Origin of the sequence: Flavobacterium sp., assembly GCF_044341185.1 — a bacterium.
Lineage (GTDB): Bacteria > Bacteroidota > Bacteroidia > Flavobacteriales > Flavobacteriaceae > Flavobacterium.
This window is the reverse complement of record NZ_JBIISE010000002.1, coordinates 68,017-87,316: the sequence shown is the minus strand read 5'-3', so window position 1 is coordinate 87,316 and position 19,300 is coordinate 68,017. Positions and strand designations below refer to the sequence as shown.

14 protein-coding genes are annotated in these 19,300 nt (G+C 31.1%); 8 read left to right on the top strand and 6 right to left on the bottom strand.

The annotated features are described in order from the left end of the window. Positions 1-2: 2 nt before the first annotated feature. The gene (locus ACIQZ1_RS00925; protein ID WP_396158179.1) at positions 3-1,796 is read right to left on the bottom strand and encodes a GNAT family N-acyltransferase; all 1,794 of its coding nucleotides are present in this window, start codon (positions 1,794-1,796) and stop codon (positions 3-5) included. Between the two features lie 258 nt (positions 1,797-2,054). Here ACIQZ1_RS00925 and ACIQZ1_RS00920 point away from each other — a divergent pair, with 258 nt between their 5' ends. The 4 genes from ACIQZ1_RS00920 to ACIQZ1_RS00905 all read left to right on the top strand — a co-directional run bounded on the left by ACIQZ1_RS00920 (position 2,055) and on the right by ACIQZ1_RS00905 (position 5,507). Further along, positions 2,055-2,816: an exodeoxyribonuclease III gene (locus ACIQZ1_RS00920; protein WP_396158177.1), complete on the top strand. Its 762-nt coding sequence runs from the start codon at positions 2,055-2,057 to the stop codon at positions 2,814-2,816. 88 nt (positions 2,817-2,904) lie between these two features. Further along, positions 2,905-3,870 carry an OmpA family protein gene (locus ACIQZ1_RS00915; RefSeq protein WP_396158175.1) on the top strand — a complete coding sequence of 322 codons (966 nt, stop codon included), beginning with the start codon at positions 2,905-2,907 and terminating at the stop codon, positions 3,868-3,870. Positions 3,871-3,942: 72 nt separating this feature from the next. Then, positions 3,943-4,398 carry a DUF1569 domain-containing protein gene (locus ACIQZ1_RS00910; protein WP_396158173.1) on the top strand — a complete coding sequence of 152 codons (456 nt, stop codon included), beginning with the start codon at positions 3,943-3,945 and terminating at the stop codon, positions 4,396-4,398. 71 nt (positions 4,399-4,469) lie between these two features. Next, positions 4,470-5,507, top strand: a complete 1,038-nt coding sequence (locus ACIQZ1_RS00905) for an aldo/keto reductase (RefSeq protein WP_396158171.1) — start codon at positions 4,470-4,472, stop codon at positions 5,505-5,507. Between the two features lie 58 nt (positions 5,508-5,565). On the opposite strand, the gene radA is transcribed toward ACIQZ1_RS00905, so the two are convergent. The 5 genes from radA to panC are packed head-to-tail and all read right to left on the bottom strand — an operon-like array spanning position 5,566 to position 10,407. Beyond that, positions 5,566-6,927: a DNA repair protein RadA gene (gene radA, locus ACIQZ1_RS00900; protein ID WP_396158169.1), complete on the bottom strand. Its 1,362-nt coding sequence runs from the start codon at positions 6,925-6,927 to the stop codon at positions 5,566-5,568. Positions 6,928-6,948: 21 nt separating this feature from the next. After that, the gene (locus ACIQZ1_RS00895; protein ID WP_396158167.1) at positions 6,949-8,175 is read right to left on the bottom strand and encodes an alpha/beta hydrolase; all 1,227 of its coding nucleotides are present in this window, start codon (positions 8,173-8,175) and stop codon (positions 6,949-6,951) included. 34 nt (positions 8,176-8,209) lie between these two features. Beyond that, positions 8,210-9,169 carry a lysylphosphatidylglycerol synthase transmembrane domain-containing protein gene (locus ACIQZ1_RS00890; RefSeq protein ID WP_396158165.1) on the bottom strand — a complete coding sequence of 320 codons (960 nt, stop codon included), beginning with the start codon at positions 9,167-9,169 and terminating at the stop codon, positions 8,210-8,212. 2 nt (positions 9,170-9,171) lie between these two features. Next, complete coding sequence (gene panD, locus ACIQZ1_RS00885) at positions 9,172-9,522, bottom strand: aspartate 1-decarboxylase (protein ID WP_166075636.1); 351 nt, start codon at positions 9,520-9,522, stop codon at positions 9,172-9,174. A gap of 36 nt (positions 9,523-9,558) precedes the next feature. After that, positions 9,559-10,407, bottom strand: coding sequence for a pantoate--beta-alanine ligase (gene panC, locus ACIQZ1_RS00880; RefSeq protein WP_396158163.1), 849 nt, complete (start codon positions 10,405-10,407; stop codon positions 9,559-9,561). A gap of 96 nt (positions 10,408-10,503) precedes the next feature. On the opposite strand from panC, the gene ACIQZ1_RS00875 reads away from it, so the two are divergent. The 4 genes from ACIQZ1_RS00875 to ACIQZ1_RS00860 all read left to right on the top strand — a co-directional run bounded on the left by ACIQZ1_RS00875 (position 10,504) and on the right by ACIQZ1_RS00860 (position 19,136). Next, entirely contained in the window at positions 10,504-11,310 is an 807-nt protein-coding gene (locus ACIQZ1_RS00875; protein ID WP_396158161.1) for a glycogen/starch synthase, read from the top strand. Positions 11,311-11,315: 5 nt separating this feature from the next. Next, positions 11,316-13,118, top strand: coding sequence for a DUF4270 domain-containing protein (locus ACIQZ1_RS00870; protein ID WP_396158159.1), 1,803 nt, complete (start codon positions 11,316-11,318; stop codon positions 13,116-13,118). Between the two features lie 12 nt (positions 13,119-13,130). Beyond that, a complete protein-coding gene (gene glmS / locus ACIQZ1_RS00865) occupies positions 13,131-14,978 on the top strand; it encodes a glutamine--fructose-6-phosphate transaminase (isomerizing) (RefSeq protein WP_396158157.1) in 1,848 nt (615 codons plus the stop codon). Between the two features lie 333 nt (positions 14,979-15,311). Beyond that, entirely contained in the window at positions 15,312-19,136 is a 3,825-nt protein-coding gene (locus ACIQZ1_RS00860) for a choice-of-anchor L domain-containing protein (RefSeq protein ID WP_396158155.1), read from the top strand. The last annotated feature ends 164 nt before the right edge of the window (positions 19,137-19,300 follow it).

Genomic DNA, 19,300 nt, shown 5'->3' with positions numbered 1-19,300 from the left:
AATTAGCCTTTATGTTTTCTTTCTAATTCCGCTTGAAATTCTTCCATAACGGGTTTTACTGTACTTTCTGGAATATCTGAAATTTTTATATACATCAACCCGTCAATTGCATTGTTAAACATTGGGTCAACGTTAAACGCTACAACTTTAGCGTTTTGTTTGATGTATTTTTTAATTAAAACAGGCAATCGTAACGATCCTGGTTCAATTTCATCAATAATTTTATCAAATTTATTTAAGTCGGCTTCAGTTTCATTGAAAACGAAATCTTTGTCTGCGTCTTTTAATTTTACCTTAAACTCTTTTTTCGGTTTAATATATTGCGCCACATATGGATCGTAATAATTGGATTTCATAAATTCAATCATTAACGATTTCGAAAATTCTGAAAACTGATTACTAATACTCACACCACCAATTAAAAATTTATGTTCAGGATAATGTAAAGTCGTATGCACAATTCCTTTCCAAAGTAAAAACAAGGGCATCGGTTTTTGTTGGTATTGCGAAATAATAAAAGCCCTTCCCATTTCAATAGAATGGCTCATCATATCATTTAATTCGGGTTCAAATTTAAAAAGTTCGTTTAAATAGAAACCTTCTAAACCATATTTAGGAAATATTTTCGAGCCAAATCCCATTCTATATGCTCCGGCAATCATTTGAGCATCGTCATCCCATAAAAACATATGATGATAATACTGGTCATATTTGTCTAAATCAATGGCTTCATTCGTGCCTTCGCCTACTTCTCTAAAAGTAATTTCTCGTAAACGACCAATTTCGTGTAAAATATTTGGAATTTTTTCGGCAGTTACTAAAAATACTTTATAGTTTTTACTTTGCAATAATTGATAATCACCTTCTTTTAAGAAATTAATTTCTTCAATAATTTGTTCGTGATTGGCAGGTTTTACAATTTGTTTCGCTGCTTTAGGACTTGTGAATTTTGGAAACGTCAACTTAAAGTTTTCTTCTTCAAAAGAATTAGAAAGCATATAGGTTTTCTTTCTTAAAAACTTTCCTAATTCTGGAATACTTTCGTGTTCATTTAGTTCATTAACCGAAATGGGTTTTCCAATTCGAACTTTTATTATACGATGTTTTTGAGTTAATAATTCGCTTGGTAATTTTGCCGTACGTAATGTATCATTTAATTTGGATAAACTATAAAATAACTTGCTGTTTTGAGCGTGAAAATAAATAGGAACAACTGGTACTTTTGCTTTTTTAATAATTTTTAAAGCGCCTTCTTCCCAAGGTTTATCTACTATTAATTTGCCGTCTTTGTATGTGGAAACTTCTCCCGCAGGAAAAATCCCTAAAGGTTTACCATCACTCAAATGACGTAAGGTTTCTTTTATTCCAATTACACTTGATTTAGCATCTTTATGATTTTCAAACGGATTAACCGGCATAATATACGGTTTCATCGGTTCAATTCTGTGTAATAAAAAATTGGCAATTATTTTGAAATTAGGTTCGCGTTCAAGCATTAATTTCAGTAATAAAATACCGTCAATTCCACCTAAAGGATGATTTGAAATGGTAATATAAGCGCCGTCTTTTGGTAAACGTTTTAAATCTTCTTCCGGAATTTCAAATTTAATTTGAAACTCATCTAAAATAGCATTCAAAAACTCTAAATCACTTAAATGTTTATTTCGATTGTATATTTTATTGAGTGTAGAAATTTTGAGAACTTTCATGAGTAACCACCCAGAAAAAGTTCCTAAAAAACCATACTTATCCGTTTTTATCGCTTTCGCTACTTCTTTTGCAGTAACTAATCCCATTTATTTGTGTTTAGACAGAGAAACAAAGATAGCAATTCTATTCAATTTCCGTATAACTTGCTGTAACAATTGCTAACAATTTAATAATTGGCATTTTTTGCTAAATTTTTTATAAATTACTCATTTAATGACACATTTTATTGAAAACTTTTTCTATTTTTGAGAATTAGATTTTTAAACACAAACGTACATTCTGAAAATAAGCAAAAGTAGGTTTGAAAATAAAAATTTAGTACAGTTTTAAACTTAAAATAGTTAATGAAGATTATCTCATATAATGTAAACGGAATTAGAGCAGCCATAACCAAAGGGTTTATAGAATGGTTACAAAGTGCAAATCCGGATGTGATATGTTTGCAGGAAATAAAAGCTACTGAAGATCAAATTCCTACAGATGAAATAACGGCTGCGGGTTATCCGTATCAATATTATTTTTCAGCCCAAAAAAAAGGGTATAGCGGCGTTGCCATTTTATGTAAAACGGAACCTAAAAATATTGTTTTTGGAACTGGCATAGAAAGTATGGATTTTGAAGGAAGGAATTTACGTGTAGATTTTGAAAACCTTTCCGTAATGAGTATGTATTTGCCATCTGGTACCAATAATGACAGACTTGGATATAAGTTTCAATATATGGACGAAATTCAAAACTATATCGTAAACTTGCGACAAGAAATTCCGCATTTAGTAGTTTGTGGCGATTATAATATTTGTCACGAAGCTATTGATATTCATAATCCAAAAGGAAACGAAAAAACATCAGGATTTTTACCCGAAGAACGTGCTTGGTTAGATGGTTTTATGAAAACAGGAATGATTGATACATTTCGTCATCTAAATAAAGAACCACATAATTATAGCTGGTGGAGTTATAGAGCAAATGCAAGAAATAACAATAAAGGTTGGCGAATTGATTACTGTTTAGCTGCCGAACCATTAAAAGATAAAATAAAAAGAGCATTAATTTTACCAGAAGCCAAACACTCAGATCATTGTCCGGTTTTGGTAGAAATAGGTTAGATAAATAGTACACAACCAAATTAGAAAAAGAAACGTCTAAAGTAAATAATAATAACCGATTCGAACAGAATCAAATATAAATAAAAAGATGATAAGAAAAATCACATTAGGACTTGCGATATTAAGTTTGAGTACATCTTGTGTTTCAAAAAAAATCTATCAAGATTTAGAAAACAAGTTTGCGGATTTAAAAAAAGAACGCAACGCGTTAGCAGATGAAAATGAAGGGTTGAAAACCAATAATTCTACTTTGCAAACCGATTTAAACAAATACAAAACAGAAGCAGAAAAATTAAAGGCAGAACGCGATAAATTAGCTGCTGATTATGCGGCAACTAAGAAAAGTTTAGACAATTTAAAATCATCTTACGATGCATTGGAGAAAGATAGTAATGAAGCGTTAGATGCTAATATTAAAAAAAATCGTGAACTTTTAGCCGAATTAGAAGCCAAACAAAAAGCAATGGCTGCTGAACAAGATAAATTAAATAAATTGAAAGCCGATTTATTAAAATCATCTACGCGTTTAGCAGAATTAGAAAAAATTATGGCCGACAAAGAAGCGGCTATGAAAAAACTGAAAGAAACGTTATCTAAATCACTTAAAGCCTTTGAAGGAAAAGGGTTAACCGTTACTGAAAGAGATGGAAAAGTGTATGTTTCTATGGAAAATAAATTACTTTTCGAGTCGGGAAGTTGGACTGTTGGAACAGAAGGTAAAAAAGCAGTTGATTTAGTAGGGAAAGTTTTAGGTGATAATCCTGATATTTCAGTACTTATTGAAGGTCATACAGATAATGATAAAATTGTTGGTTCTATAGGTGGTGGTGTAGAAAATAACTGGGATTTATCTACCAAACGTGCAACAGCAATTGTAACCATTTTATCGGCTAATGCCAAAGTTAAAAAAGAAAATTTAACAGCAGCTGGTCGTGGTGAGTTCGCACCTTTATTATCAAATGAAACCGCAGAAGGAAAAGCAAAAAATCGTAGAATTGAATTTATTTTAACACCAAAATTAGACGAATTGTCTAAGTTGTTGAACGAATTGTAAAATTTAATATAATAATAAAAGTTGCCTAAGAGGAAATTATTTTTTTAGGCAACTTTCTTATTTTCAGAAATTATGAACCCACTCGAACATTTACTTCTTCAATTAGAAAGTCATCTACCAAATCTTGACAAAACCAATTTTAAAGTCTCCAACAGCACTATTGGCTGGCAAATAGATCATTGTTTGTTAGTGATAAATGTCATTATTGGTCAATTAGAAATTTCAGCCCCATCTAAATATCAACCCAAATGGACCTTTCCTAAATTTATGGTTTTTACAACAGGTAAAATCCCAAGAGGTAAAGCTAAAGCGCCAAAAGTCGTTATTCCAACTCAGGTTGCTACTCAAGAGGAACTAATCGCAAAATTAGCCGCAGCAAAAAACAATGTTTTAAAACTGGATACTTTTTCTGAAAATCAGTTTTTTAATCACCCTTATTTTAAGGATTTAAATGTAAAACAAACCAAAAAATTTTTAACGATTCACACCAAACATCATTTAAAAATAATACAAGATATATTGAAATAAATAAAATCTATATCACATTCAGTTTTCTGTTTTTAAAACTTTGTAACTTCGTCATTCAATAAATTTTTATAATGAAATTCACTACGCTCCCAAATACCAATTTAAAAGTCAGCAAAGCTTGTTTAGGTACGATGACATTCGGAAATCAAAATACTGAGGCGGAAGCTCATTTTCAATTAGATTATGCCGTAGAACGAGATATTAACTTTATTGATACAGCCGAAATGTATCCTATTGGCGGTAACGAGCATATTTTTGGAAGTACCGAACGTTTTATTGGAACTTGGTTAGCCAAAAACAAACACAAAAGAGATGATTTAGTGCTAGCCACTAAAATAGCAGGACCCAATAGAGGTATGGATTATATCCGTAAACCACTGGACTTCTCTAAGAAAAGCATCACTGAAGCGGTAGAATTAAGTTTAAAAAACTTACAAACGGATTATATTGATTTATATCAAACACATTGGCCAGAACGTATTATGAATATGTTTCAAAAAAGAGGTGTGGAGAAATTAGATACACATTGGCAAGAAAATATTTTTGAAGTTTTAACCGTTTTTGATGGTTTAATTAAAGAAGGAAAAATAAAACATATTGGTATTTCTAATGAAAATCCGTGGGGCGTAATGAAATTTTTAATGGAAAGTGAAAAACACAGTTTACCTCGAATTGTCACCATTCAAAATCCATTTTCTTTGTTAAATCGTTTATACGAAGTAGGTTTGTCTGAAATTGGAATGCGTGAAAATGTTGGTTTATTGGCGTATTCACCATTAGGTTTCGGATTTTTATCTGGTAAATATTTAAATGGTACTCCAGAAAATTCACGAATGAAATTATTTCCAAATTTTGTTCGTTATACAAATGAAAATTGTTTTAAAGCCACAAAATTATACCAAGAATTAGCACACAGTTTGGGCTTAACCCTAACCGAAATGGCGATTGCCTTTGTAAACCATCAAGAATTTGTAACATCAACCATAATTGGTGCTACCACAATTGACCAGCTTGAAGAAAATATTAATGCATTTGATGTGATGTTAACGGATTCCGTTTTTGAAGAAATCAATAAAATACAAGAATTAATTCCAAACCCAGCGCCATAAAGTAAAAAACCCTTCGATAGTTTTGCACTTCCGAAGGGTTTTTTAATTTAAATACCAGTTATCCAAACAATTGTTCCACTAAATCTTCAATTTTACTAACCAATCGCACATCAATTATAAAATCTTTTGGATTAATTTTATTGTGTTTGGATACGAAAATGGTCGAAAAACCTAATTTTTCAGCTTCATGTATGCGCTGTTCTACTTTATTTACCGGACGAATTTCGCCTGTTAAACCTACTTCGCCAGCAAAACAAAAATCTTTATCAATCGTAATGTCTTCATTAGAAGATAATATAGCGGCAACTACAGCCAAATCAATTGCCGGATCGTCCACATTTATACCACCTGTAATGTTTAAAAATACGTCTTTAGCTCCCAAACGGAATCCTGCACGTTTTTCTAAAACAGCCAAAATCATATTTAATCGTTTCAGATTATAACCGGTTGTGCTACGTTGAGGTGTGCCATAAACGGCAGTAGAAACTAATGCCTGAATTTCTATCATTAACGGACGCATACCTTCTATTGTAGTAGCAATTGCTGTACCAGATAGATAATTATCTTTATTAGAAATTAATATTTCCGATGGATTACTAACTTCGCGTAAGCCGTTTCCTAACATTTCGTAAATCCCTAATTCGGCTGTAGAACCAAAACGATTTTTCAAAGCTCGTAGAATTCTGTACACGTGATTTCTATCGCCTTCAAATTGCAAAACGGTATCAACCATATGTTCTAAAATTTTCGGTCCTGCAATCGTACCATCTTTCGTAATATGTCCAATTAAAATGACAGGAACGTTGGTTTCTTTAGCGAATTTTATCAATTCGGCGGTACATTCCCTAATTTGTGAAATACTTCCTGCAGAAGATTCAATATATTCGGTATGTAAAGTTTGAATCGAATCAATAATTACTACTTGAGGTTCAATTTCCTCAATTTGACGAAATATGTTTTGTGTTTTGGTTTCGGTTAAAATAAAACAATTATCCGTTTGTCCCGTAATTCTTTCGGCACGCATTTTTATTTGTTTCTGACTTTCTTCTCCCGAAACATAAAGCGTTTTATAAGGTAATTTTAAAGAAATTTGAAGTAAAAGTGTACTTTTTCCAATTCCAGGTTCGCCACCTAAAAGTGTAAGAGAACCAGGCACTAATCCGCCACCTAAAACGCGGTTTAATTCGCCATCAGTTGTATTCATTCGGACTTCTTCCGAAGTGGAAATTTCGTTAATTTTTAAAGGTTTGGCTACTTTTTTTGATTCAGAAGTAGTGCTTCGCCAGGCTTGTTTTTCTTCTTTTTGAATAATTTCTTCTACAATTGTATTCCACTGCTTGCAAGACGTACATTGTCCAAGCCATTTAGAATAGTTGGTGCCGCAACTTTGGCAAAAGAAGGACGTTTTTAATTTAGCCATTTGTATTTTTATTTTTCGAAATTATTCGTCTTTTTTTGGAGTTTCTGTAGGTGTTTCAGTTGGCGTTTCTACTGGCGCTGATTCTTCAATTTCTTGTTTAGGTTCTTCTTTTCTTGATTTTAAAGCTTCTGCTCGATCTAAAATATAATTTTTGGTTAAATCCCCAATTTCTGATTTGGTATAAGCGCTTTGATATTCTTTTGCGGCTCTTTTGTAATCCCCAATTTTCTCAAAATATAAACCTCTATGATAGGTTCCTAACATAGTTTTCGGAAATTGTTTGTCGGCATAAGCACCTAATATTTCAAAATCTGAATACGCTTTATTTTTAATTATTGCTGCTTCTATGGCTTTAAAATCTGAGTATCTTGGTTGTACTTTTAACCCGATTTTTTTCTCAATATTATCGTATTTATCAATTAAATATTGAGCATAACCACTTTCTAATTTTAATATTTTTTCGTTGAATTCTAATTTTGAAATGGGTTGATAACCATTGAAAATAAAGTAAAATGCACTTGGAATAGCTTCTGCTACTAATGAATAATGTGAGGTATTTTGAAAAACGTCATATCGATAGTTAAGATTCGTATTTTTAATTTCTTTTGCAACATCATCAAGTTTTTTTGTGTTTTCTTGAATTTCCTCTAAATCGGCTTTTGATGTAGCTTGATAATAAAACACCGGTTTTTGTGTTTTTGCTAATCGTTCTGCAATTCGAACTTCCATTTCCGGAGCCATTTCTGGTGAAATAGAAATATAGGCATTAAATATTGGGTCATCTTTATATAAATAAAAATTTAAAAACCCGGCTGTAGTATCGTGACCCGCTATGATTCTAAACGGAAGTGTTCTATATTTTTGTTGTATATACGGCAATAACTCAAATCCTATAAATTCAAAAAATTTAGCACCTGATTCTGCCGGTAAGCCATCTTCACCATAATTGCTATCGTTAAAACGGGTTTCTCCATAATTCTGATTCACCGCAACTATAATTATTTCAGGTAAATCGTCCCAATAATTCCCGTATTTTAAAATTCCTGAAAAAGGATCAGCTAAATATTCGCCATCTAATAATACTAAAATCGGATATTTTTTTTCTGGACTATTTTCATATGAATCCGGTAAAATAACTGAAAAATTTCGTTCTTCGTTAAGTTTTTTAGATTGAATTTTATCAGCTACTTTTTGAGCAAAAGCAGACATTGCGACCATAAAAAACAGTAGGATAAATTTAATTTTCATAAGTAATTGGTTTAATAATGTAGCAATATACTACTTATTTTTTATTATAAAGTGGTAAAAATACGTAAGATAGTAAACCAAGAATAATGGTTAGTATCGTTTGTGAAGTCCATGCCAGCCAGCCAAAAGCCGTTCCAATCTCATTTGATATACCGTATAACGAAAAAATCATCGCAATGGCTAACGGATAAGCGCCCAGTCCGCCATTTGTGAATCCAACGGCAAGACTGCCAAAAATGAATCCCATTATCACGATGTTAAAACCAATATTTTCTGTTTCAGGTAAGGCATAAATAGGAATGTAAAACATTAACAAATAGGAAAACCAAATTAAAAAAGATAAGAAAATATATTTCCATTTATCTTTCATCATTACAATGCTCAACATGCCTTCAATTAATCCTGAAAATTTATTTTTTATTTTTTTTATTATTTTCCATTCTGCATATATCCAAATTAAAAGAAATACGATTCCTAGGAATAGACCAATAATTCCGAAGAAAATTATTTTTTCAAACGCAATTTTTTCTTTGATGAAATGGTAAAGTTTTTCAAATTGAAGAACAAATGCTAAACCTACAAATAATAAAAATAGTATTAAATCTACTATTCTTTCCGCTACAATAGTTCCAAATCCTTTATCAAAGGGTACGTTTTCATATTTTTTTAATAAGGCAGCTCTAGTAATTTCGCCCGATCTAGGAATGGTTAAATTCATAAAATAAGAAACACAAACCGACATAAAATCGTTTTTGAAATTTGTTTGGTATCCTAGATGTTGTAAGGAATATTTCCAACGGTAGGCTCTTGCCCAATAACCAAAAAGTGAGATTATTAATGAAAGGTAAATATAAAAATAATTGGCTTTTTGAAAACAAAATTTTATTTTATTTAATTCTTCAACAGATAGTGAGGTATATTGATAATATATAAGTCCGAAACCCAATAATAAGGGAATAAAAACAGAGGCAATTTTGCTAACTTTTGTTCTCAAAACTAGGTTAAGGAATTATCTTTTTCATTTGGAAACACCAAACAAGGTTTAAATGTTTTTGCTTCTTCAAAGTCAATAATTCCGTAAGCAATAATAATAATAATATCACCCCGATGTACTTTTCGTGCAGCAGGTCCGTTTAATGTGATTTCACCTGTGTTTCTAGGCCCTTTAATGGCATAAGTTTCTAAACGTTCTCCGTTATTTACATTCACAATGGCCACTTTTTCACCTTCTACAATATTGGCAGCTTCAAGTAAAGCTTCGTCAATTGTAATACTTCCAATATAATTTAAATCGGCTCCAGTAACAGAAACTCTGTGTATCTTAGATTTTACTACTTGTATTTGCATGCCGCAAAGTTAATTAATTCATGTAAATTTTATAATTTATTTTAACGAAATATTATCAATTAATCGTATATTTTCAATAAAAACAGCAATAAACCCTCTGTAATTTTTATTTTTTATTTTTCTTTTACAAGTTAATAGCGTTTCTTCTTCGGCAATTTCAAAATATTCTAAAGTAAAATTTTTATGTTTATTAAATTCGCTTACTACAAATTGAGAAACTTTTTTGGCTGATTTTAGTCTAAATTTATCTTTAGCTTCTAAAAGTATTTTGTGTATTAATTTCGATTCGTTTCGAGCTTTTTCAGAAAGCCGTTCGTTTCGGCTGCTCATCGCTAACCCAGAAGTTTCTCTGTAAATTTTACAAGGAATTACGTTTACTGGAATTTTATGTTTTGAGACCAATTTTCTTACAATTTGTAATTGCTGAAAATCTTTTTCACCAAAATAGGCATTTGTTGGTTTTACAATTTCAAATAATTTCTTCACAATAGTTCCCACTCCGTCAAAATGTCCTGGCCGATGTTTGCCTTCCATTTGATGTTCTAATCCATCGTAATCAAAAGAAGCAGAAACGGTATTGCCTTCATAAATATCTGAAACACTTGGTGCATAAATAAAGATGTTTTTGTTTAATTTATTAACAAGCTCTACATCTTTTTCTAGAGTTCTAGGATATTTATTTAAATCATCAGCATTATTAAATTGCGTAGGATTGACAAAAATACTTAAAACGGTAATTTCATTTTCAGATAAAGATTCTTCTAATAACGAAAGATGTCCCATGTGTAAAGCGCCCATTGTAGGCACAAAACCAATTTTTTTTGATTGATTTTGAGCTTTTTTTAATTCAATTTGTAACGCATTTTGTGTTTGAAAAACAGGCATAATATATTATAATAAAGTGCAAACTTACTATTTTAGTAGATAAGTCCATAAATTTTTATAATTTTGCATATTAAACAAAAACATAACATTTATTATATGAATGACAAGAGGATATTATATGTATCATCTGAAGTAGTGCCTTATTTAGCTGAAAACGAAGTATCACTACATTCTTATGAGTTGCCGAAAATGATAAATGAAGTAGGAGGGCAGATAAGAATTTTTATGCCAAGATACGGAAATATCAATGAACGCAGACATCAATTACATGAAGTAATTCGTCTTTCTGGGATGAATTTGGTAGTGAATGATATGGATATGCCTTTAATTATTAAAGTTGCCTCTATACCAAAAGAAAGAATTCAAGTTTATTTTATTGATAACGATGAATATTTTAAAAGAAAAGCTACTTTTTCAGATGAAGAAGGCGTGTTGTATGCAGATAATGATGAGAGAGCTATTTTCTTTGCAAAAGGAGTTGTAGAAACCGTAAAAAAATTAAATTGGGTACCTGATATTATTCATGTTCATGGTTGGATGGCTTCTTTGTTGCCTGTATACCTAAAACATTATTATAAAGATGAAGGTATTTTTGAAGATACAAAAATTATCACTTCTGTTTATGCTTCTGATTTTGATGGAACACTTGATACAGAATTGATTACTAAATTAGCATTTGATAATTTACCACAGGATGCTATTTCTAAATATAAAGAGCCGGTTTTTACTAATTTAATGAAGGCAACAATTGATCACTCAGATGCTATAATTATGGCATCAGAAAACTTAACTTCAGATTTAACAAAATATATAGAAACTTCTAAAAAACCTTTTTTACCTTTCACTCCGAAAGAATCGTTTAAAGAAACATATTTAGAGTTTTTAAAAAATAAAGTACAATAATAATAATGAAAAAAAATATAACCGTTTTATTTTTAGTTTTTGCATTAGTATTTATTTCTTGTGATCAAGATTTTAATACTATTGGTTCCGATATAGTTGGTGATGAACATTTTGATTTCAGTACACACGAAGCGCAATTGAAAGCGTATTCTGTTAAAACAGAAGAAGTGCAAACCAATAATTTACCAATTAATCCTTTGGGTATTTATAACAATCCATATTTTGGTGTTACTAAAGCAAATTTTGTTACGCAAGTTTCATTAGTAACTGAGCAGCCAAAATTCGGAACCAGTGTGCAAATAGAAAATGTGACGCTATATGTTCCGTATTTCAACACGGTAGAAACCACTAATGCAGATGGTTCAAAAGTATATTCTTTGCAATCTATTTACGGATCAAATAAAGAAAGTAAAATGAAATTAAGCGTTTACGAAAATGGATATTATTTAAATGCTTTCAATCCAAATGATAATTTTCAAACTCAACAACGTTATTTTTCAGATGGCTCTGTAAACGGAACTCTAATAAATTTTGAGAATCTAAAAAGAGGAAATGATGGGAATGGAAATTCTGTACAAAACGGAACACGATTAAATGATAGTCCAAATACTGCAGAAAATGACCAGTTCTTTTTTAACAAAGCAGAAATTATTATTTATAAAACTAAATTTAATACCACAACAGGAATTTTAGAATATGTTGATGCAAATGATGTGGTTTTAGCCAATCAAAATGATGTATCATTACGAGTAGTTAAAGAGCGTTTAGCTCCAGGGATATATTTAACCTTAAACAAAGCTTTTTTTAAGAAAAGAATATTAGAAACAGGAAGTGCAAATTTATTTAATAACAATGATTTTAAACAATATTTTAAAGGATTGTATTTTAAAATGGAACAACTTCCAGGAGAAGAAGGCGCTATGGCAATGTTAAATTTCTCAAATGCTAAATTAAACGTAAACTATAGCTCAATAAACGATGGTGCTGCTTCAGGAACAGCTGCTACATCAAAAAGTCTTGTATTGAACTTTGGTGTAGGTTCTGGCGCGAATTCAGTTTCTTTGCAAGATTATTCCTATTCTGGAGCATATGATGCTGGTTTGTCAGCTTCAAACCAAGTAACAGGACAAGACTCTAAATTATATCTAAAAGGAGGAAAAGGTTCTGTAGTATATTTGGATGTTTTTGGAGATACCGATGTTTTAAAACCAGTTAATGGACAATTGGTTACTGGAGCCAATCAAATCCCAGATGAATTGGATCAATTACGATTAAAAGGATGGTTAATTAATGAAGCATACTTAGAGTTTTATATAGATAAAACAGCAATGGCAGGCGCCAATCAATTAGAAGCAGAAAGGTTATATTTATTTGATGCTACGAATCAAAAACCTTTAGTAGATTATTCTTTTGATGCTACAACAAATTCAAATACAAAATACAATAAATTAATTTATGGAGGTATTATCGAACGTGATGATACTGCGGATAAAAAAGGAATTAAATATAAAATTAGAATTACACAACATATAAATAATTTAATTAACAGTACAAATGTTGATTTGAATAAAAACGTTAGATTAGGACTTACAGTTACAGATAATATTAATTACAGCAATAATTATTATTACAAATCACCTTTTGATGTGAATAATACACCAACTGTTTCAACAGATGACATTGAATATTTCCCAGTAGCTTCAATTATGGAACAACAAGGTGTTGTACTTCATGGAACAAATCCGAATGCACCAGCAGACGCAGCTAAAAAATTAAAATTAGTTATACATTATACAAAACCAAATTAAATCACTATTTATATGTGTGGAATCGTAGGTTATATTGGTCATAGAGAAGCATATCCAATAATTATTAAAGGATTAAAAAGATTAGAATATCGTGGTTACGATAGTGCTGGTTTAGTTTTATATGACGGAAAAAATTTAAAACTTTGTAAAACTAAAGGGAAAGTTTCCGATTTAGAAGAAAAAGTTGCGAAAGAAATAACTATAGACGGTCATATAGGTTTTGGACATACACGTTGGGCGACTCACGGAGTTCCAAATGATGTAAATTCACATCCCCATTTTTCAAATTCTGGGAAATTAGCCATTGTACATAATGGAATCATTGAAAATTACGAACCTTTAAAAAAAGAATTAATTAAAAGAGGTTATGTTTTTCATTCTGATACGGATACTGAAGTATTAATTAATTTAATTGAAGACGTTCAGAAAACAGACAATTTAAAATTAGGAAAAGCAGTACAGGTTGCCTTAAATCAAGTAGTCGGTGCCTATGCAATTGTAGTATTTGATATAAACAAGCCAGACGAAATTGTTTGTGCGCGTTTAGGTTCACCTTTAGCAATTGGTATTGGTGAAGACGAATATTTTGTAGCTTCAGATGCTTCTCCATTTATTGAATTTACTTCAAATGCTATATATTTAGAAGATGAAGAAATGGCAATTATTCGTTTGAATAAACCAATGAAAGTTCGTAAAATTAAAGATGATTCTTTAGTAGATCCTTACGTTCAAGAATTGCAAATGAATTTAGAACAAATTGAAAAAGGAGGCTACGAACATTTCATGTTAAAAGAAATTTATGAGCAACCAAATGTAATTAAAGATACTTATAGAGGTAGATTGTTGGCCAATAAAGGAATCATTCAAATGTCAGGGGTGGAAGACAATTTAGAAAAATTTACTAATGCCAAACGAATTTTAATTATTGCTTGTGGTACATCATGGCATGCAGGTTTGGTAGCCGAATATATTATTGAAGAATTTGCAAGAATACCTGTTGAGGTAGAATATGCATCAGAATTTAGATACAGAAACCCTATCATAAATAAAGACGATGTGGTAATTGCTATTTCTCAATCAGGAGAAACCGCTGATACCTTAGCGGCTATAAAATTAGCCAAAGAAAACGGCGCTTTCGTTTTTGGCGTATGTAATGTTGTAGGCTCATCTATTTCAAGAGAAACTCATGCTGGAGCATACACACACGCGGGTCCAGAAATCGGAGTAGCTTCTACAAAAGCATTTACTACTCAAATTACAATTCTTACTCTTTTAGCATTACGATTAGCTAAAGCTAAAGGAACTATGAATCATTCTGATTACCAACGATATTTGTTGGAATTAGAAATGATTCCAGAAAAGGTAAAAGAAGCGTTGCAAACTAATGAAGTTTGTAAACAAATTGCAAATATTTATAAAGATGTACCTAACGCTTTATATTTAGGAAGAGGGTTTAACTTTCCGGTAGCATTAGAAGGCGCATTGAAATTAAAAGAAATATCATACATTCACGCTGAAGGATATCCAGCTGCCGAAATGAAACATGGACCAATCGCGTTAATTGATGAACAAATGCCAGTTATAGTAATTGCACCAAATAAAGGGCATTATGATAAAGTGGTAAGTAATATTCAAGAAATAAAATCTAGAAGTGGAAAAATTATTGCAGTTGTAACTAAAGGGGATACGCAAGTAAGGGCTTTAGCAGATCACGTGATTGAAATCCCAGAAACTTCGGAAGCATTAACGCCTTTATTAACTACAATACCGTTGCAATTATTATCCTATTATATTGCAGTATTAAGAGGTTGTAATGTGGATCAACCAAGAAATTTAGCAAAATCCGTTACAGTAGAATAAATAAAAAAGCGAAATTATTACTATTTCGCTTTTTTATTGAAAAATATTAAAATTAGATACCTATTCGATTTTAATTTTAACAAAATGTTCTTATTAATAAAATAGTATAATTATACCTTTAAGTATTAATTAATAATTATTCTTACAAATTTAAATTTCGAAACACAAAAAATTCTGTTAATAAACAATAAAATAGTTGTTGAAATCTTCTATATTGTCTTTAGCTATAACTATATTTCATTGAAGTTGAGATTGTTTTTATATAAAAACTTGATTTTTGTTTGTAAGTCATTAAAAATCAATCTATATTTGGAAATTATAAATCAACAAATCATGAAAAAACAATTACTTTTAAGTTTTTTTGCATTATTTTTCGGAACCCTATTAACTTTTGCACAAACATCACCAGTTTGTGGAGGAATTTTTACTGATCCTGAAGGTGCAACTACAAATTATGCAAATAATAGTGATTACTTAGTAACTATTTATCCAAATAATCCAGGAGATTTTGTAACAGTAACTTTTACGTCTTTCGAAATAGAAGCAAATTTCGATGGGCTATATATTTACAATGGAAACTCTGTTACTGCTCCACAAATTTCTAGTACAAATCCAGCAGGAAATATTCCTGGTGCTTTACCTGGAGCTTTCTGGGGTACTATTAGTCCTGGATCTATAACGTCGTCAAGTTCAGATGGCTCATTAACTTTTAGATTTAGAAGTGACAATGCAGTTAACAAACCAGGTTGGATTGCTAATGTAACATGTGCTCCAGCTGCAACATGTTTAATGCCATCAACGCTATTAACTTCGTTAGTAACTACAAATACAGTATCATTAGCTTGGACTGAAACTGGTACTGCAACTTCTTGGGAAGTTATTGCTTTGCCTTGTGGTACAGCTCCATCTAATACAAGTATTGGTACAAATGTCACCACAAATCCATTTGTTTTCACAGGATTATTACCAGGGACATGTTACAATCTTTATGTTAAATCAGTTTGTTCTCTTTCAGAATCAAGCTTTTGGTCAATTCCTGTTACTGTAACAACTGAATTATCACCTCCAGTTTGTGGGGGAACCTTTATTGATAATGGAGGTTTGACAGCAAATTATGCAAACAGTTCAGATATTACTTATGTTATTTGTCCATCAACGGCAGGTGAAATGGTAAGTGTAATTTTTAATTCATTTGATACAGAAGCAAACTGGGATGGATTATATGTTTACAATGGGAATTCAATTACTGCTCCACAAATTTCTAGTACGAATCCAGCGGCAAATGTTCCTGGTGGATTACCTGGAGCTTTTTGGGGTACATCAATTCCCGAAGTAATTACTTCTTCTAGTCCTGATGGTTGTCTAACCTTTAGATTCAGAAGTGATAGTTCAGTAAATAAACCTGGTTGGGATGCAAATGTAATTTGCGGACCATTTACATTTTGTCAAAAACCAACAAATGTAGTAGCATCTGCAATTTCATTTAATTCAGCAACAGTTTCTTGGACTGAAAATAATGCAGCAACTCAATGGGAAATAATCATTCAACCATCATCTATGGCTGCTCCAACTGGGTCTTCAACAGGTGTTTTGACAAATACAAATTCTTATACAGCTTCAGGGTTATTATCTGGCACAACGTATAAAGCATATGTAAGATCAGTTTGTTCTTCAACAAGTTCAAGCAATTGGGCATTATCATCAATTTTTACAACATCAACATGTTCAATTCCCACTCTAATAACTACAAATGGGATTAGTCCGACAAGTGCAATATTAACTTGGGCTGTTGGTTCTGCAACCCAATGGGAAGTAATTGTTACATTGGCAACTGAAACTGCACCAACAAATACATCTGTTGGAACAATAGTAAATGTGAATTCTCATACTGTATCTGGATTAACAACTGGAGTTACATATAAATTTTATGTACGAGCAATTTGTGGGGTTAATTTTATTAGTAATTGGTCTGCAGGTTATGCTTTTACTCCATATATAACATTACCACCTTTAGTCACAAATTCAACAACGTATACAAATGAACAATTAGTTACGAATGTATTAGTAAATAATCCATGTATCACAATTTCTAATGTGACTTCTAGTACGGGTACGAATTTTGGTTCAACTAACGGTATTGGATATTTTACAAATACAAACCCAACTTTTCCATTATCATCTGGAATTGTTCTTTCTACTGGGAATGTAAATAATGTACCTGGGCCGAATACATCCATTTTAAGTGATGGCTCTGCTACTTGGACAGGTGATTCAGAGCTTGAAAATATTATTTTAACAGCTACAGGAACAGCAATGAATTCAAAAAACGCATCAAAACTTGAATTTGATTTCACAAGTTTGAACGAATTTATGAGTTTTAATTTTTTATTTGCTTCTGATGAATATGGAACTTTTCAATGTACTTTTGCAGATGCTTTTGCTTTTTTACTTACAGATTTAGTAACAGGTGTTACCACAAATTTAGCAGTTGTACCTGGAACATCAGCGCCAGTATCAGTAGTTACAATTCGAGATACACTTTATAACAGTAGTTGTGCTTCCGTAAACCCTGGTTTTTTCGACACTTATTATTCGGGAGCTACTAATTATACTTCAGCAATAAATTTTAATGGACAAACTGCTGAAATGACTGCTTCATCAGCTATTATTCCTAATCATCCTTATCATATTAAATTAGTTGTTGCTGATAGAAGTGATAGTGCTTTTGACTCTGCTGTTTTTATTAAAGCTGGAAGTTTTACTACTGGCCCGCCGCAATGTTCAGATAAAGTTAATTTAATTTCCTATGTTGATGCAAATAATAACGGTGTTAAAGATAGTGGTGAGGTTAATTTCACTTATGGCTCATTTGTATCACAACAAAATAATTCAGGACCAATAAGTAATATTTCTTCTCCTTTTGGAATGTATACCGTTTATGATTCAAACCCAATTAACACATATGATTTTAGTTATACATTAAGTTCAGAATATGCGCCATATTATTCTGCTGGAACAACCAATTATAATGATGTAAGCATTGCATTAGGAAGTGGTACACAAACATTATATTTCCCTATAACTCTAGTTTCTGGTTATAATGATGTAGCTGTTTCCATAGTCTCGGTTTCTCCACCAAGACCTGGATTTAACTATACTAATAAAATTGTATATAGGAATTTAGGTGTTGCAACAGCAAGTGGACAAATCTCATTTACAAAGGACACTAACGCTACAATAACATCTGTTTCTCAGCCTGGAATTGTTAGTAGTGCAACAGGATTTACATATGATTTCACAAATTTAACTCCTTATGAAACTCGTTTTATCAATGTTACAATGAGTGTTCCAGCAATACCTATTGTGAATATTAATGATGTACTGATAAATAACGCAACAGTTTCTGCTCCATCTTCAGATATTAACGTATCTAATAATGCTTTTTCAAATTCTCAAATTGTAGTAGCTTCATATGATCCAAATGATAAAATGGAATCGCATGGAAAAGAAATTCAATTTAATCAATTTGCCGCTAGTGATTACCTTTACTACACCATTCGTTTCCAAAACGAAGGAACCGCAAATGCTATTAGTGTAAAAATTGAAGATTTACTAGATTCAAAATTAGATGAAACTAGCATACAAATGATTAATGCAAGTCATGGTTACGTAATGGAAAGAATAAATAACCAAATCATATGGAAGTTTGATTATATTAATTTACCGCCTGCGCTTTCAAATGAGGAGATGAGTAAAGGTTATGTGTTCTTTAAAATAAAATTAAAACCAGGTTTTGCTATTGGAGATATTGTTCCAAATACTGCAAATATTTACTTTGATACAAATCCTGCAATTGTAACAAATACCTTTAATACACAATTTGTTTCAATTTTAGGGAATTTAGTATTTGAAACGAGTAATTTTTTATTAGTTCCAAATCCTGCTTCAAATTTTGTTCAAGTTTATTTACAAAGTAATTCTGAAAATATAAAATCAATTGTAATTTATGATATTTTAGGGAAAAAAGTGAAAGAAGTAAATGGAGTAAACTCCAAAGAGGTGCAAATAAATACATCTGATTTGTCTAAAGGATTGTATATGGTTGAAATTACTTCCGATACTTTAATAAAGCAAATTAAAAAATTAATTATAAATTAACTTCAAACCCGATTCATAGAATGAATCGGGTTTTTTTGAAATGTAACTTTTGAGATTCATAATGTTAGTTTATTTTCATACTTAAAAGGATTTTTGAATTAAATAATAAAACAAAATAAAATATATAAAATATACAAAAAAGCGAAATAATTACTATTTCGCTT

Bases quoted from the DNA above. Each gene is read 5' to 3' on its own strand.
- ACIQZ1_RS00925 (WP_396158179.1), bottom strand. From the start codon at position 1,796: ATGGGATTAGTTACTGCAAAAGAAGTAGCGAAAGCGATAAAAACGGAT.
- ACIQZ1_RS00875 (WP_396158161.1), top strand. From the start codon at position 10,504: ATGAATGACAAGAGGATATTATATGTATCATCTGAAGTAGTGCCTTAT.
- ACIQZ1_RS00860 (WP_396158155.1), top strand. From the start codon at position 15,312: ATGAAAAAACAATTACTTTTAAGTTTTTTTGCATTATTTTTCGGAACC.
- ACIQZ1_RS00910 (WP_396158173.1), top strand. From the start codon at position 3,943: ATGAACCCACTCGAACATTTACTTCTTCAATTAGAAAGTCATCTACCA.
- panC (WP_396158163.1), bottom strand. From the start codon at position 10,407: ATGCCTGTTTTTCAAACACAAAATGCGTTACAAATTGAATTAAAAAAA.
- ACIQZ1_RS00870 (WP_396158159.1), top strand. From the start codon at position 11,316: ATGAAAAAAAATATAACCGTTTTATTTTTAGTTTTTGCATTAGTATTT.
- ACIQZ1_RS00895 (WP_396158167.1), bottom strand. From the start codon at position 8,175: ATGAAAATTAAATTTATCCTACTGTTTTTTATGGTCGCAATGTCTGCT.
- panD (WP_166075636.1), bottom strand. From the start codon at position 9,522: ATGCAAATACAAGTAGTAAAATCTAAGATACACAGAGTTTCTGTTACT.
- glmS (WP_396158157.1), top strand. From the start codon at position 13,131: ATGTGTGGAATCGTAGGTTATATTGGTCATAGAGAAGCATATCCAATA.
- radA (WP_396158169.1), bottom strand. From the start codon at position 6,927: ATGGCTAAATTAAAAACGTCCTTCTTTTGCCAAAGTTGCGGCACCAAC.
- ACIQZ1_RS00915 (WP_396158175.1), top strand. From the start codon at position 2,905: ATGATAAGAAAAATCACATTAGGACTTGCGATATTAAGTTTGAGTACA.
- ACIQZ1_RS00905 (WP_396158171.1), top strand. From the start codon at position 4,470: ATGAAATTCACTACGCTCCCAAATACCAATTTAAAAGTCAGCAAAGCT.
- ACIQZ1_RS00920 (WP_396158177.1), top strand. From the start codon at position 2,055: ATGAAGATTATCTCATATAATGTAAACGGAATTAGAGCAGCCATAACC.